15 protein-coding genes are annotated in these 15,004 nt (G+C 61.9%); 12 read left to right on the forward strand and 3 right to left on the reverse strand.

What is annotated here, in order from left to right; translation table 11 throughout:
- Positions 1–209: 209 nt before the first annotated feature.
- The 10 genes from IV500_RS02695 (at position 210) to IV500_RS02740 (ending at position 8,680) form a co-directional block, all read left to right on the forward strand.
- Positions 210–1,508: a cysteine desulfurase gene (locus IV500_RS02695; RefSeq protein ID WP_196395391.1), complete on the forward strand. Its 1,299-nt coding sequence runs from the start codon at positions 210–212 to the stop codon at positions 1,506–1,508.
- A complete protein-coding gene (sufU, locus tag IV500_RS02700) occupies positions 1,505–1,972 on the forward strand; it encodes a Fe-S cluster assembly sulfur transfer protein SufU (protein ID WP_196395286.1) in 468 nt (155 codons plus the stop codon). The genes IV500_RS02695 and sufU overlap by 4 nt, the downstream gene beginning before the upstream one ends.
- A gap of 480 nt (positions 1,973–2,452) precedes the next feature.
- Positions 2,453–3,010: an alternate-type signal peptide domain-containing protein gene (locus IV500_RS02705; protein ID WP_196395287.1), complete on the forward strand. Its 558-nt coding sequence runs from the start codon at positions 2,453–2,455 to the stop codon at positions 3,008–3,010.
- Positions 3,011–3,110: 100 nt separating this feature from the next.
- Positions 3,111–3,698, forward strand: a complete 588-nt coding sequence (locus IV500_RS02710; protein WP_196395288.1) for a SipW-dependent-type signal peptide-containing protein — start codon at positions 3,111–3,113, stop codon at positions 3,696–3,698.
- An 11-nt stretch (positions 3,699–3,709) separates the two neighbouring features.
- Positions 3,710–4,396 carry a signal peptidase I gene (locus IV500_RS02715; protein WP_196395289.1) on the forward strand — a complete coding sequence of 229 codons (687 nt, stop codon included), beginning with the start codon at positions 3,710–3,712 and terminating at the stop codon, positions 4,394–4,396.
- Positions 4,393–5,250: a hypothetical protein gene (locus IV500_RS02720; RefSeq protein WP_196395290.1), complete on the forward strand. Its 858-nt coding sequence runs from the start codon at positions 4,393–4,395 to the stop codon at positions 5,248–5,250. The genes IV500_RS02715 and IV500_RS02720 overlap by 4 nt, the downstream gene beginning before the upstream one ends.
- Positions 5,247–6,278, forward strand: coding sequence for a hypothetical protein (locus tag IV500_RS02725; protein WP_196395291.1), 1,032 nt, complete (start codon positions 5,247–5,249; stop codon positions 6,276–6,278). The genes IV500_RS02720 and IV500_RS02725 overlap by 4 nt, the downstream gene beginning before the upstream one ends.
- A gap of 149 nt (positions 6,279–6,427) precedes the next feature.
- Entirely contained in the window at positions 6,428–6,979 is a 552-nt protein-coding gene (locus tag IV500_RS02730) for an alternate-type signal peptide domain-containing protein (protein ID WP_196395292.1), read from the forward strand.
- 51 nt (positions 6,980–7,030) lie between these two features.
- A complete protein-coding gene (locus tag IV500_RS02735) occupies positions 7,031–7,576 on the forward strand; it encodes an alternate-type signal peptide domain-containing protein (protein ID WP_196395293.1) in 546 nt (181 codons plus the stop codon).
- A 156-nt stretch (positions 7,577–7,732) separates the two neighbouring features.
- Positions 7,733–8,680, forward strand: coding sequence for a response regulator transcription factor (locus IV500_RS02740; protein ID WP_196395294.1), 948 nt, complete (start codon positions 7,733–7,735; stop codon positions 8,678–8,680).
- 15 nt (positions 8,681–8,695) lie between these two features.
- Here IV500_RS02740 and IV500_RS02745 read toward each other — a convergent pair whose 3' ends face one another.
- Entirely contained in the window at positions 8,696–10,405 is a 1,710-nt protein-coding gene (locus tag IV500_RS02745; RefSeq protein WP_312875800.1) for a sensor histidine kinase, read from the reverse strand.
- A 373-nt stretch (positions 10,406–10,778) separates the two neighbouring features.
- Here IV500_RS02745 and IV500_RS02750 point away from each other — a divergent pair, with 373 nt between their 5' ends.
- Both IV500_RS02750 and IV500_RS02755 read left to right on the forward strand, forming a co-directional pair.
- Complete coding sequence (locus tag IV500_RS02750) at positions 10,779–11,174, forward strand: Hpt domain-containing protein (RefSeq protein ID WP_196395295.1); 396 nt, start codon at positions 10,779–10,781, stop codon at positions 11,172–11,174.
- A 37-nt stretch (positions 11,175–11,211) separates the two neighbouring features.
- Complete coding sequence (locus IV500_RS02755; protein ID WP_312875801.1) at positions 11,212–11,583, forward strand: response regulator transcription factor; 372 nt, start codon at positions 11,212–11,214, stop codon at positions 11,581–11,583.
- 50 nt (positions 11,584–11,633) lie between these two features.
- Here the strand turns inward: IV500_RS02755 and IV500_RS02760 are convergent, their stop codons facing one another.
- Complete coding sequence (locus IV500_RS02760; RefSeq protein ID WP_196395297.1) at positions 11,634–13,334, reverse strand: sensor histidine kinase; 1,701 nt, start codon at positions 13,332–13,334, stop codon at positions 11,634–11,636.
- A gap of 201 nt (positions 13,335–13,535) precedes the next feature.
- Positions 13,536–14,867, reverse strand: coding sequence for a Na+/H+ antiporter NhaA (gene nhaA, locus IV500_RS02765; RefSeq protein ID WP_196395298.1), 1,332 nt, complete (start codon positions 14,865–14,867; stop codon positions 13,536–13,538).
- Positions 14,868–15,004 lie beyond the last annotated feature (137 nt).

The raw sequence follows: 15,004 nt of genomic DNA on the forward strand, positions 1-15,004 counted from the left end.
CGTTTACAACCAGCTCCCAAAGGCGTCTCTGCTTATGCTTAAGATAACTAAACCCACCACTGCGCCAAGGCGTGGGATAATTAGGAATCGTCAACGTGACCTAATACCAAGGAGATACCGACGTGACTCTGGTTTCCGCCCGCACGCAACGCCATGACCCTGGGCAGCACGGCAGGCCGCAGGGCGTTGAGCCGCTTGACCGCGCTTCAGTGCCCGTCGCGCTCACCGACACCGAGGTGCGCCGGATCCGCAACGACTTCCCGATCCTGGAAAAAGAAGTCAATGGTAAGCCGCTGGTGTACCTCGACTCCGGTGCCACATCGCAGAATCCCGTCAGTGTGCTGGAGGCTGAGCAGGAGTTCTATGAGCAACGCAATGCCGCGGTGCACCGGGGCGCGCATCAGCTGGCGGTGGATGCGACGGATGCCTTCGAGGACGCCCGCGCCACGGTGGCGGGGTTTGTCGGCGCAACGGACAGCGAACTTGTCTGGACGGCCAACGCGACAGCTGGGCTGAATCTGCTGGCGTATTCGTTCTCCAACGCGAGCGTAGGCCATGCGGGGGCAGCGGCGGAGCGGTTCATGCTGGCGCCGGGCGATGAGGTGCTGGTGACGGAAATGGAGCACCACGCGAATCTCATTCCGTGGCAGGAGCTGTGCCGCCGCACCGGTGCCACGCTGAAATTCATTCCGATTGACGACGACGGTGCGCTCCGGCTGGAGGAAGCGGACCGTCTGATCACCGGCAGGACCAAGGTACTGGCGTTCACCCACGTGTCCAATGTGCTGGGCAGCATTAACCCGGTGCAGGAGCTGACGGCGATGGCGCATCGGGTGGGCGCGCTGGTGGTGCTGGATGCGTGCCAGAGCGCGCCGCATCTGCCGCTGGATTTGAAGGCGCTGGACGTGGATTTTGCCGTCTTTTCCGGGCATAAGATGCTCGGGCCTACCGGGATCGGGGCCCTGTACGGGCGCGCCGGACTGCTGGACGCGATGCCGCCGTTTTTGACCGGCGGCTCCATGATCACCACGGTCAGCATGTCCGAAGCGCAGTATCTGCCGGCGCCGCAGCGGTTTGAGGCGGGAACGCAGGCGGTGTCGCAGGCGGTGGCGTTCGCCGCGGCGGTGAACTATCTGGGGGAGACAGGCATGGAGCGGATCCATCGATGGGAGATGGAGCTTGGCCAGCGCCTGGTTGTTGGGCTGCAGGCAATCGACGGCGTCAGGGTGCTCGGCCCGGTGGCGGGCCGGGACCGCACCGGGCTGGCAGCATTTGACGTTGCCGGTGTGCACGCGCACGACGTCGGTCAGTTCCTTGACGCGCGCGGCATCGCGGTGCGCGTCGGTCACCATTGCGCGCAGCCGCTGCACCGCCGACTTGGTCTGTCCGCGAGCACCCGCGCGAGCACTTACCTGTACAACACCACGGACGAAATCGACCAGCTGCTCGACGCGGTGTCCAACGTCCGCGGCTACTTCGGCGTCGACGCCTCGGGGGAACGCAGATGAGCGACCTGGACGTGTTGTATCAGCAGATCATTTTGGATCATGCCAAAGTGCGGACCGGGGGAGACCTGCCCGAAAGCGAGACGGCCGCCGCTCCGGTATTCCCGGGCATTGGGCAGTCCCATCAGCTGAATCCGGTGTGCGGGGATGAAATCACGCTGCGGGTGACTGTCGAGGACGGCAAGGTCGCTTCGGTGCGGTGGAATGGTGCCGGTTGCGCGATCTCGATGGCGTCGGCGTCGGTACTCAGCGAACTGGCCGAAGGGGTCGTGCCGGAGGAGCTGCTGGGGCTGATCGGTAACTTCCGCGAGGTGATGCGCTCCCGCGGCAAGCTTGCCGGCGAGGAGGAAATACTCGGCGATGCCGCGGCCTTCTCCGGTGTTTCCCGCTACCCTGCCCGGGTTAAATGCGCGATGCTCGCCTGGGTGGCAGCGGAAGAGGCTCTGCGTCAAGCAGTAGCGGCGTAATCTACGACTTAATCTCCATCCCAACGACACGTCAGGGGTCGATGGTCATCGCCCGCCCGGCTTCCGTTCCGGACCCTGTAGGCACCAAGGTTCCAACGCACCAACGCAGCAACGCACCAACGCCGTGCTCGCTCCTGCGGGCTGGTGGGGCCGGCGGGCCCTAAAGTGCATGGCACTACGGCCCTGGTCACGTTCGGTCGGCTGACCGAAATACCGCCCGGTTCCGGCCGCTCGACCTGCGTCGCTTCGGCCGCGGCACTGGGCCCTACTGCTGCTCCCATAGAGAGTACGGCATTTTGTGCTGTTCTTGAGGTTTTCCTGTCATGATCTTGAGGCTTCGCCGGTCTTGCGGGAAGGTTGTGGTTTTCTTCCGTGGATCTTCCGGATTTTCGGGCCTTGTTCTTCAGGCTGCCGCTGGATAGTTGTACTTATCAGCGGGAAGGCCTGCTGAGCAGGACTTTCAAACCAAGGGGTTTCACCATGAACAAGATGGCCAAAGGCGCAATCGCAAGCGGTGTCGGCGTAGTTCTGCTGGTCGGCGGTGGCGGAACGCTCGCTACCTGGAACCAGGCACAAACTGCGTCGATGGGTTCGATTGTTTCCGGTGACCTGAACCTTGAAGTGAACAGTGCAACCAACATCGGCAAATGGACGAACGCCGCGGGCACTGTTGTTGACGTCAAGGCTTACAAGGTGGTTCCCGGGGAGACCCTGACGTACACGCAGGACCTGAAGGTGACGCTGACCGGAGATCAAATGGCCGCCAAGCTTGCCGTGACCGGTACCGGCGTCAACACCACGTTTCTGGACAAGAATGTGGTGGTAGCGCCTACCACCATCAAGGATGGCGTGAAAGCCATTGCTGCAGATGACGTTCTGACGCCTTCAGTCAACGGGCACGTCGTGACCGCCTCCACTACCTTCACGTTCAAGACCAGCACGGATGCCCGCGACGGGGCCGGCGCGAAGTCGTACGAGTTCGGCGGCGTGGGCTATAAGCTGGTGCAGCAGGCACCGCCTGCCCCCAACAGCCTCTAGCGGGGCCGCCCAACAGGCCCGCTGAGCGGATCTGTTGAATTGAAACCCCGGTGGTGTGCGGACATGATGCCGGCACACCGCCACCCCTTCCGGAGAGATTATGCGTACCCCACGAGCACTGAAGGCAGCCGGCTTGGTCCTTGCCGCCGTCGTGCTGGGTCTGCTGACGGTGCAGGGAACTTACGCTCTATGGAACGCAGCGGTTAACTCCAATGCAGGCACGGTGCAGGCAGCGGATTTCCGCGTCAGCCTAACCGATGGCCCCACGAACACTTCAATGGATATGACGCTGGCCGACGGTACGGCAGCGACTATTGCTTTGAGCACGACGCCCATCGGTGTGGTTGTCCCGGGGCAGTCGGTCTACACGGGGGTGCAGCTGGGCAATGCCACCAATGCCGGTGGAGACTTTACGATCAAAGCCGGTGCGGGCGAACCGGTTATAACTGACACCTCGGGAAGCGGCGTTGCTTCCCTTTTGAGTGTGAAGGCTGTTGGCGCCGACGCTTTGGCGCAGTGCACAAGTGCAGCGCTGTACGCCGGCGCGCAGACCACTGCCTCGGTGAGCATTGCGAAAAACGCGAGTAAGGTTCTTTGCTTCCAGGTTACGCTGGCCGGCAATGCTCCCGGGAGCCTGCAGGGTAAAAGCGCCGGCATTTCCCTGCCGCTCGCCGTCGAACAGCTTTGAGAAGGAACGATATGTCCAAGACCAAGCGAACCGATGCAGCTGTTCATAAAGATAGTGCCGGTCTTAAAGACAATGCCGGTCTTAAGGACAATGCCGGTCTGAGAGCCGGTTCTGTCCTGGACGGTCGTCCCGGCCGTCGTCGCGGAGAAGCAGTCCGGAGCCCGGCCGGGAAAGCGGTACGGTTCGCTGGCCGCTCCATTGCTCTGGTCGTCCTCGTCGCGGCAGCCCTTGCGGCGTTGGTGCTGATCCTTATTCCGCTGGTCACCGGTTCCCAGACCTACACGGTGCTGACCAATTCCATGGCCCCGAAGTATGCTCCCGGCACGTTCATGGTGGTCAAACCGAAGCCCTTCGCGGACTTGCGGGTCGGGGACATCATCACGTACCAAATCGAATCAGGTAAGCCTGCGGTGATCAGCCACCGGATAGTGTCCGTCAGTTCCACGCAAAGCGGCGAGCGGGTCTTCACCACCAAGGGTGACAATAATTCCCTGGAGGACGAGGCTCCGGTCCATGAGGTTCAGGTGCGCGGGAAGCTGCTTTACGCTGTGCCCTATGTAGGGTTCGTGGCTAATGCGGCCGGCCAGGTCAACCGCGGCGCACTGGTGCCGATAGCCGGCGTAGCGCTGATTGCCTTCGGTGTCTTCACCACCATCCGCGGGGCGCTTTTAAAGAAAAAGACCCGGGCGACAGCATGAGCCAGGAGCAACTGAGGACGACGACGTTTGTCCAGCGTCGTCGTCGCCGCCCCGTCCTGCATGTACACGGTGCTGCATCGGTGCTCGCTCTGGCTGCGGTGACCATGTCCTTGGTGGTGCTGTCCCCGGCACCGGCCCGGGCAGTGGAGAACAACCTGCTGCTGAGCATTGACGGCAGGCACTTTGCCGGCCGGACGACCGGACCGATCTTTTCCGGACTTAGTGGATACGTCCCCGGTACGTCAACTACAGCAGGCATCTGGGTCCGCAATAACAGCGCGGACGCCGCCACACTCTCCATTGCCGCAGTGAGCGGGCCTGGAAATACCGATCTGGCAAGGAATCTGGGCCTGCAGGTGCAGTCCGGCTCATTGAAATCGGCTGACATGGCTCTCGCTGCTGCCGGCGGGTGTACTCAGGTCATGTCCGGTTGGAGCCTACAGCCGGGGCAGACCATTCACCTGGAAATGGTGTTGGCTCTGCCGCTGGCGGCATCGAATGAGACGCGCTCGCAAAACGCTGATTTTGACGTGGTATTTCTGCTGCAGGACATCACCCCCAGCATGCGGGCGTTGAATGCCTGCGCTGGTGCCGGGACCACCGTTCGCGGCCTGGGCACGGCAGACCGCGGGGGAACTGGTGCGCCGGCAGCGGCCGCAGTCATGAATACCGCAGATGCGCCGCAGGAAGTTGCGCCGAGTAGGGAAATAACCGGAACGACGTTTGAATCCGCCAGCGCGCACAGCAACGTAATGGTCAACAACCCGTTCTGGGCCGTTTTTGTGGCGTTGGGGACGCCGGCTTTATATCTGGTTAGTGCTGCACGCCGACATAGACGGAGAAGGAACGCATGAGCGCCCACATCCCACCCACGAATCTGTCGGGTCGGCCGCGCACGGCGCGCGGTGCAATGGCGAAGGTGCGGGCCCTACCGGGATTTACTGCCGCTGCGGTGGCGTTCGCCCTGGTGGTCTTCATGGGAACGGGAGCAGCCGTTGCAGTAGCGAAGTGGCAGCAGAGCGCGACTGCGACGATTGCCGTCACAGTTGGCGCCGTTGCCGCAGCCCCCACGCCGACCCCGACCGCCACGCCGACGTCGACCGCCACGCCGATTCCGACCGCCACGCCGACCCCGCCACCCACCACCATCCCGCCATCGACAGCCGGCGGGCGTGTGGTTATTGATCCGGTGCTGGCCACCCGGCCGGTAACTATTGTGCCCGATACCGTGAGCTGTGCATCCGTCCGTCCTCAGTCCGAGCTGACCGGCGCCAAGACCGCGGACATCAGATTCTCCTGGCCGGCGTCCGCCAACGCCACCACCTATCGTGTCAGCGTCGCCTTAGATGAGACCGGATACTCCTACGCCAAGACAACGAACGTAAGTTCGAATCAGGCCATTTTTACGCTGGACCGCACGCCGGCTTCCTTCGGAAAATACAGCGTAAGAATCCAGCCGATGAATGGGAGTACTGCGGGGGATGCAACCTACCGAACATATCAATACGCCCCGGAGCAATCCGGAAATTGTTATTACCTGGACCCAGTAGGGCGGTCACCGCTGCCGGCTCTGACCATCGGACCTTACTCGGTAGCCCAGGGGACTACGGAATCGGCCGTGACGTTCACCTGGACCAAGGCCACCGGGGCAACCAGCTATATTGTGACTCTGACATCCAAAAGCTCGACCTACGGCACCGAGGTGGTAGTTGAGGCTCTAAGCGCGACGCTTACCTTCCCCTGGACAAATTCCGATGACAAGGCCGCCTATTTTCGCGATTACACCCTGCGGATCCAGCCGATGCAGGGGACTCTGGCGGGGGATCCGCTCTACCGGACGTTCCAGTACCACCGGTGGGGTCAGGGAATGTATTCAACTTGAGGCCGTCGTGAGGAGATCTTGCGGAAAGGTTGAGGAGTTCTTCCGGATTTTACGCGCCGGTTCTTGAGGTCCCTGCCGGATGGTTGTCTTTATCAGCGGGAAGGCCTGCTGTTGGGGATCAGGAACCAAGGGGCTTCACAGTGAACAAGATGGTCAAAGGTGCAATCGCAACCGGTGTCGGCGTAGTTCTTCTGGTTGGCGGTGGCGGGACGCTCGCTACCTGGAACCAGGCACAAAGCGCGTCCATGGGTTCGATTGTTTCCGGTGACCTGAACCTTGAGGTCAACAGTGCAACCAACGGCGGCAAATGGACGAACGCCAACAGCACGGTTGTCGACATCAATACTTACAGGGTGGTCCCCGGGGACACGCTGACCTACACGCAGGACCTGTTGGTCACGCTGACCGGCGACCTGATGAAAGCCAAACTCAGCGTCACGAACGCGGGTGTCAACGCAGGCTTTACCGCAGCCAGTGTGGACGTGTCGCCAACGGCGCTCAAAGACGCGACCGCAGCCAAGCCGATTACCTCCGGCGATGTCCTCACCGCGTCGGTCAACGGACACGTGGTGACGGCTTCCACTACCTTCACGTTCAAAGCGTCCACCACGGGTCGCGACAGCGCCAACCAGAGATACAACTTCGGTCCGATTGGCTACAAGCTGGAGCAGCAGGCGCCGGCATCCGCGAATGCACAGTAAGGCTTTTTTCACCCCCAAAGTCGTGAGCATTAAAGAAACGAAGGAATTGTGATGAACAAATTAGTCAAGGGTGCGATTGCGACCGGCGTCGGTGTAATTTTGCTGGTTGGTGGTGGCGGAACGCTGGCTACCTGGAATCAGACGCAGAGCGCCTCCATGGGCTCCGTTGTCTCGGGCGATTTGAACCTGGAGGTCAACACGGCCACCGACAAGGGCCATTGGACTAATTCCTCCGGTAGCACCATCAACGTTGCCACTTACAAGGTGGTGCCCGGGGACACGCTGACCTACACGCAGGACCTGTTGGTGACCTTGACCGGCGATCAGATGAGGGCGCGGCTTAGCCTCACCGTCGGCGGAACAAACAACGGCTTCAACCTAAATAATGTGGATATCTACCCGACCACATTGATGAAGGGCGGCAGGGACGTGAACGGTGCGGTTCTGCTGCCGGCTGATTCCGGAATCGTGACGGCATCGACCAAAATGACGTTCAAGACCAGCACTGGCCTGCGGAATAGCACCAACGCCAACGGAACCCTCGACGTGGGCTACAAACTGGTCCAGGACGCCCCGACGACAGCGAATAGCCTCTAACGCTGCCAGGTTCGGATCTCTGCATGGACCGCAGCGGCAGACACCGATGAAACCCGGAACACCTACGAGCCGTTATACTACGATGCAGTGCACGTATGCATAGCTCTCTCCGGTCTCAAAAGAATTACCGGGCTTAACAGAATCGTGGGGTAGGGGATGAACGGTCCTCGGGTAGCCGTTATTATCGAGGACGATCAGGACATTCGTGAGCTGATTGAAGTAGTCCTGAATCAGTCCGGATTTGAGGTCCATTCGGTAGATCGCGGTGCTGCAGGCGTGAAAGCCGTGCGGGAATACTCGCCGACGATCGTCACTCTCGATTTGGGTCTGCCCGATATTGATGGCTTTGAGGTGGCGCGTCAGATCCGGCTGTTCAGCGACAGCTATATCATCATGCTGACGGCCCGCGCCGAGGAGCTGGACACGTTAATGGGACTGGAATCCGGGGCAGACGATTATCTGACCAAACCCTTCCGCCCGCGTGAACTGCGCGCCCGCGTCAGCGCCATGCTCCGCCGGCCGCGGCGCGGGCACGAACCGACGTCTGCTGCCGGCACGCGGACAGCTGAGGCGCCGTCAGGCGGCGCTGTTGCTGCCGGCGCCTTGCTCGACGGCGCCGTCGCTGCCGGTGCCTTGCCCGACGGTGCTGTGCCTTACAGTGCCGTCACGTCAGCGTCGTCGGCCATTCCAGGTCCCGCCATTCCAAGTCCCGCCATTCCAGGTCCCGCCATGACGGCACCCGGCACGCGCGCAGACTCACCCGGCATCGCCGATAGTGATCCGGGCAACCTCCTGCACAACGGCCTGCTGCTCAATGGGGCCACCCGATCCGCCGAAGTGGACGGAGCCGAACTGGAGCTGACCCGTACCGAATTCGATCTTTTGCACGCGCTAATGGAAAGCGGCAGGATGGTGCGCACGAAGGCTGACCTGGTGCGCCGGCTCCGTGATGATGACTACGATACCGGTGGCTATATCAGCGATGCGGATGAACGCACCATAGAAGTGCACATGGGCAATCTTCGCCGCAAGCTGGGTGACGATCCCAAGGCGCCGCGATGGGTGAAAACTGTCCGGGGTGTCGGTTACCGGCTGGCGCCCTAGGTTAGAACACCGGATTTACCGCGGCACCTGGATTGCTTCACCAGTTGCCGATGGTGTGTTCTGTTCGGTCAATGCATGCAGCGGAATAGTGAACCCGATTGTGGTGCCGACGCCTGGCTCGCTCCGCAGGTGCATGGTGCCGTTGTGGTTTTCGACGATTGTCTTGGTGATCAGTAACCCCAGGCCGACGCCGGGAATTGCCCGGCTTAGCGCAGGTCCGGCACGGAAGAATCTGTCGAAGGCTGCGGATTGCTCCTCTTTGTCCATACCAATGCCCTGGTCCGCAACGTCGCAGATCACCGAATCGTTTGTGGTACTCGTCCGGACGGTGACTGTGCCCCCGTTGGGCGAGTACTTAATCGCGTTGGAGATGAGATTATCCAGTACTTGGCCGATGCGGCCAACATCAAGCGTGGCGTAGAGCGGTTCCCTCCCGTGGTTGAGAAGGATTACGCCGTTCTCGGCGGCGGGCGGCCCGGCCGAATCGAGGCTGTCCTCGATGATCTCCGCCAGATTTGTCAGCCGCGGTTTAATCGCCATGGTCCGCGATGCAGTGGAGAGCAGATCGGTGACGAGGGTCAGGAGCCGGTCCGCATTTCGTTCGGCCACCCTGAGGTACTGGAAGACTTCTTTGGGAAGAACGGTGGGATCATCCAGCGCCAGGCCCAAATAGCCCAGGATAGAGGTCAGCGGAGTGCGCAGTTCGTGGGAGATATTGGAAACGAAGTCGTCCTTGACCGTGAGCGCTGTCACAAGCTCCGTCACGTCATAGAATGCCACCACTGACCCTGCCGCAGCGCCGTCGGCCCCCGGAATGGGTCGGGCGGAGGCGGAAAGTGCGCGGGCTTCGTTGCCCTGTCCGGCCCAAACGAGGACCTGAGAGAAGATCTCTCCTTGGATGGCACGTGCCACCGGGCGTTCGGCCGGTGTCAGCTTGGTGCAGCGATCGGCTGCGAAAATGAGTAGGTCTGCCTCCGCCGGGTCTGCATTATCCTTCGGAGCCGCGAGCCGATGGAACAGCCGTTGCTTGCGGTTCATCAGTATGTCGTGCCCGGCCGCGTCCACGGCTACCAGACCCACGCCGATGGTGTTGACAATGGCATCGAGCAGACGCTCCCGATCGTGACTGGCAGCCAACGCCTCCCGCAGCGCCAAGTCCTTTTCCTCCAGCTGTTCACGTTGTGCGTCCATCCGGGCGATCATCACCGCGACGGTAATGGCGAAGGCCAGCATCATCATCGGCAGAATCAGTGGACGGCCCAGCTGCTCCGTGGTGGGGGGACCAGGAGCAAGAAAAAGCGGAACCCAGACCATCAGCAGCGTCGCCAAAGTGCCACTGATAATGGAGATCCTGCGGGCAACGCCGGAGGCTGCGAGCCAAAAGACCGGAAACAATGCCAGCAGGCCTACTCCCGACAGGGAATTCGTACTGCCTTCCCGGCAAAATCCCACCGCAACAAAGTCCAGGTAGGCAATGACGAGGAAACTGGGGCGGGGCAGGCGACCCCAGGGAATGAGCACGCAGGCAAGCAGCAGCACGCCCTGGCACCACAGACCAATCTGGAAGAGCGGATCTTCCAGCGCATCGGGGCGGAACACCGCCGCAATACCGACAATTACTGCCGTGCTGATGGTCAGCGGGACCTGCGTGAGCACTACGCGGATCCGCAGGCTTTGCTGGTTGAAGTAGCGGGTAATCAGTGCATTTGTTGCGCCTCTACTCACGGACTTCACTCACAATGGGTCCTTTTCCACACTGATCCGACATACACTCGACCCTTTCGGCACAGCATTTGGAAAAGTCAGCACACCACACCATCGGCGCAGCTCAATCATAAAGCACAATGCCGCCCGCAGCCCGCGTCCTGGAGGGCTTCACCCGTGACGCCGTTCGCCTATCACAAGTGCGGGAAACTGCTGCGGCAATCTTGCGGATTTCCTTACCGTCCTCATGGCATGCACTTGAGGTTGGGCAAGCAATATGGTTCTATCGGCCGCCATAATACGGCTGTTCCCCCTGCAACCCGGACTGGAGAGGTCACCGTGACGGCAAAACGATGGCACCTCTCTCCACGATGCCAAGCGATGGAGGTCACAAATGCTTGAAGGGGCCGACGCTCGTGCAGTTCAACCCGTCGTCAAATGGTCCAGCATGGCGAGTCTGAGCGAAGAGACGCAGAACGACGACGCAGTGCAGCGTTTCATGTCAACGTTTCTGGCGATGCTGCCGGGCCGCGTCAGCCGGATCCTCCATGCCCTGCGTGCACAGGATTCCGCAGTGGCCATGGACGCGGTTTTGAGTCTTAAGATTACATCAGCGATGATCGGTGCGCTTCGCATGGAGCAGCTCTGTCATTGCATCGAAACAGCATTGACCCGCGGAGATTACGCGGCGGCCGAAGGTGCCGGTGCGGGTATTGTGGTGCACTCTACTGTGTTGGCTCTCGCCTTGGATGCTCCATGGCCCAGCGACCTCAGTAGCAGACCAAGTTAGATTTCCCACTTCACAAAGCAGCCACAGAAGGAGCCCGGTGAACGCACGTCCAGTTGCCGTCGTGATCGAGGATGAAGCGGATATCCGCGAGCTAATCTCGCTCATCCTGACCCAGGCGGGTTATGAAGTTCACTGTGCCGCAACCGGGAACGAGGGCGTCGCCGCAGTGCGTACCTACCAGCCGTCGGTGATTACGGCTGACGTCGGTCTGCCGGATATCGACGGGTTAGAGGTTACGTGGCAGATACGGCAGTTCAGCAACGCGTTCATCGTCCTCCTGACGGCGCGCTCGGAAGCCATCGATATGCTGCGGGGGCAGGAATCGGGGGCCGATGACTACCTGACCAAGCCGTTTCGGCCACAGGAGCTGCTGGACAGGATTGCCGTCGCCAAGCACCGGAAGCCCTAACCCGTCCGAACGCTGCAGGGCGGCGCTTCGAAAGCTGCCGGCACGGGAAGCTAGCTGGACGTTCCCAGTGGCAGCCGCAGGACCGCGGTCGTCCCGTGCCCCGGTGAGCTGAGCAGCCGGATGGAACCGCCGTGCCGTTCCACAATGGACTTAACCACATTCAGACCCAGGCCGAAGCCCTTGGTATTGGAATTACGTGCGGTCTCCGAACGGAAGAACTGGGTAAAGACATGGTCCTGGTCTTCTTCTGCGATTCCGACCCCCTGATCCTGAATCTCAACGACGGCCTGACCGGCGACGGCGTCCTTGTGGCACCGCACGGTAACGGTGGTTTCGGGCTCGCTGTACTTGACGGCATTGGAGAAGAGATTGTCCAACACCTGGCCGATTCTGTCGGGATCAGCCAGCGCCACGAGCGGGCCACTGACTTCGTTGATGATGCTGATGGAGCGGGTGTTGGCGGCCGGCGCAATGGATTCCACGGCACTGTGCACTACGGCGGTCAGGTCCATCTGCACCGGTGTCATGCTCAGTGTGGACTCGGCGGCGGACATCAGATCCTGCACGCGCGTGCGTAACCTTTCGGCATTGCGCTCAATAATGTCCAGCTCGGGGCCAGGGTTGACGGCGGAATCCTCCAACCGCTCGCGCAGCAGATCCGTATAACCGAGGATGGACGTCAGCGGTGTCCGCAGCTCATGGGAGACCGACGCCACAAACCCGTTCTGAGCCGCGGTGGCCTCCATCAGCGCGCTGATATTGGCGAAGGCTATAACAAACCCGGTGGTCCGTCCCTCAGCGTCCAGAACCGGGCGGGATGTGGCGTAGTAGGCGAGCCGGCGCCCATGCTCCTCGGTCCAGAACAGGTAATTACTGTATATTTCGCCGCGGTTTGCCCTGGCGACGGGCCGGCGCTCGGGGGGAATGGGTGTGCGTCTGTCGGATTCATACATGATCTTTGTGCCCTCGCCCATCGCCTCCCATTCGATCCGTGGGGCACCTCGAAGCTGCGCCCTTTTTGCCGCCATATGTTCTTCGGCGAGGCCCGGGTTATTGGTCAGCAGTGTGTTGCCGTCGGCATCTACTGCAACGACGCCGACCTCCACGGCGTCGAGGATGGACTGCAGCAGCTGCTTCTGCTCGCCGGCACGTGCCAATGCTGCTTTGAGCCGGAAAGTAGCCGCGCGCAGCCCGCGGGTCTGGGCTTCAAGCCGACCGGTGATCACGCTGACGGTCAGGCCGACGGCAGCCACCACCAGCGGCAGCAGGGCCAGTCTGGCCCATTGCTGCGAGGTGAACGGCGTTCCGGCCAGAAGCAGGGGAACGACGACGATGGCGGCGGTTCCGGCGGTGCTGACGGCGACGCCGCGGTACTTATCCGATGTGGCCAGCCAGATGGCCGGGAAAACCGTCATCAGTCCGAGGACGTCCAGCACCGATTGAGAACCCACCCGTGCCAGACCGATGGCCAGTAGGCCAAGTATCGGCAGCGCCAGCGGCGCTTTGCGGGGGAGCCTATGCCAAGGCACCAGCACGGAGGAGACCATGCTGCCCAGAAGCACCAGGTAACCGGCGGCAAATGATGCCTCGGCAAGGAGCTGTGGATAGGCCGCGCTGAAGACAGCACCGGTGACAAACATGGTGATCGCCAGCGGCAGGAGACGGATCAGCGAGGAATAGCGCCCGCCGCTGCCCACGAGCAGCGTCGCCAGCGGCACCTCCGTTGCTGACGGACGGACCATGGAGCTCATGCGGAAACCTTTGAGAGAGGGAGCGAGTGGGGGACAGTGGGGGAGAGCGAGGGGAGTCAGCGAGAGACAGTGAGCGAGAGACAGTGAGAGAGAGGGAGAAGAGTGAAATCGGCCGGCGTCAGCTGTGGCTGCCCATGCCCGGGCGAGTCTGTGGGTGGGGCGCGGGTGGCTGCGATCGACCCCGTCAGCTGCAGTCGTACCTCACACTTTACCGAATACGTCGGGGATACCGTCGCCATCCCGATCTGTCGTCTCCAGCTCCGCGACGTGGCGATAATGCCGATTCCGGGCGCGCAGCACAATGGCCGCGAGCAGGGCGGAGATCAGCGATCCCGCGAGAATCGCGACCTTCGCGTGGTCGTTATGCGCGGAATCCACGCCGAAGCTCAGCTCGCTGATCAGCAGTGAAACTGTGAAACCCATCCCGGCCAGGAGTGCAAGACCTGCGACGTCGATCCAAGCCAGACCGTCGTCGAGCTCGGCTTTGCTGGTTTTGGTGACCAGCCAGGTCGCACCGAACACGCCCAACGCTTTGCCGGCGACCAGCGCGACCACAATGCCCACCGCTACCGAATCGGTCAGCGCGGACTTGAGCCCGCTTGCACCGCCAATGGCGACGCCTGCGGAGAAGAAAGCGAAAAGTGGCACGGCCACGCCGGCGGACAGGGGGCGGATATGGTGCTCGAGATGCTCCGCAAGCCCCGGGCCGGCCTCCGGGCCGCCGTTTTTGCGCGAACGCAGCACCGGAACGGCGAAGCCAAGCAGGACGCCGGCTACGGTGGCATGGATCCCGGAGGCGTGGATCAGGATCCAGACCGCCAGCGCCAGCGGCAGCAGCAGGTACCAGCTGCGGATCCGCTTCTGCACAAGAAAGGTGAAGGCAGCGAGCGGGATCAGCGCGAATGCCAGCATCGACAGGTGCAGCTCACCGGGATAAAACACCGCGATAATGGCAATGGCAATGAGGTCATCCACTACTGCCAGGGTCAGTAAGAAGGTCCGCAGGGCCGCGGGAAGATGCGTGCTGATCACCGCCAGTACGGCCAGGGCGAACGCGATGTCAGTGGCGGTGGGGATGGCCCAGCCGCGCAATGCTTCGGGGCCCGCCGCGAGATTCACCACGGTGTAAAGCACCGCGGGAAGGGCTACGCCGCCAAATGCCGCTGCTACCGGCACGGCCGCCCGGCTCGGATTGCGCAGGTCTCCGGCCACAAATTCCCGTTTGAGTTCCAGCCCGGCGACGAAGAAGAAAATTGCCAGCAGACCGTCGGCCGCCCAATGCCCCAGCGGCAGCATGAGGTGCAGAAAGTCCACTCCGACGGTGGTGTCGCGAAGGGCGAAATAGCTCTCCGACGCGGGCGAATTAGCCCAGATCAGGGCGGCGACGGTGGCGATCAGCAGGAGGGCGCCGCCGACGGTCTCTTTGCGCAAAATGGCGGCCACGCGCAGATGCTCGGGGTAGCTGGAACGGCTGAAGATGCGGGCTACCGGCCGGCTTCGGCGTGAATCTGACGGGGAGGTTGGTGTTGGCATCGGGAATCTCACAATCGGTGGGAGGGTGCGGCAAATCCATTGCCGACCAGACTTCCCGGCGCACCGGTCCCTAGTCTACCGGAGCATGGTGCAGTAGTGCCGTCCCTGCGGGGTAGTGTAGCCCTAATAAAGGTCTT

This window comes from Arthrobacter terrae, assembly GCF_015708085.1.
Lineage (GTDB): Bacteria > Actinomycetota > Actinomycetes > Actinomycetales > Micrococcaceae > Arthrobacter_M > Arthrobacter_M terrae.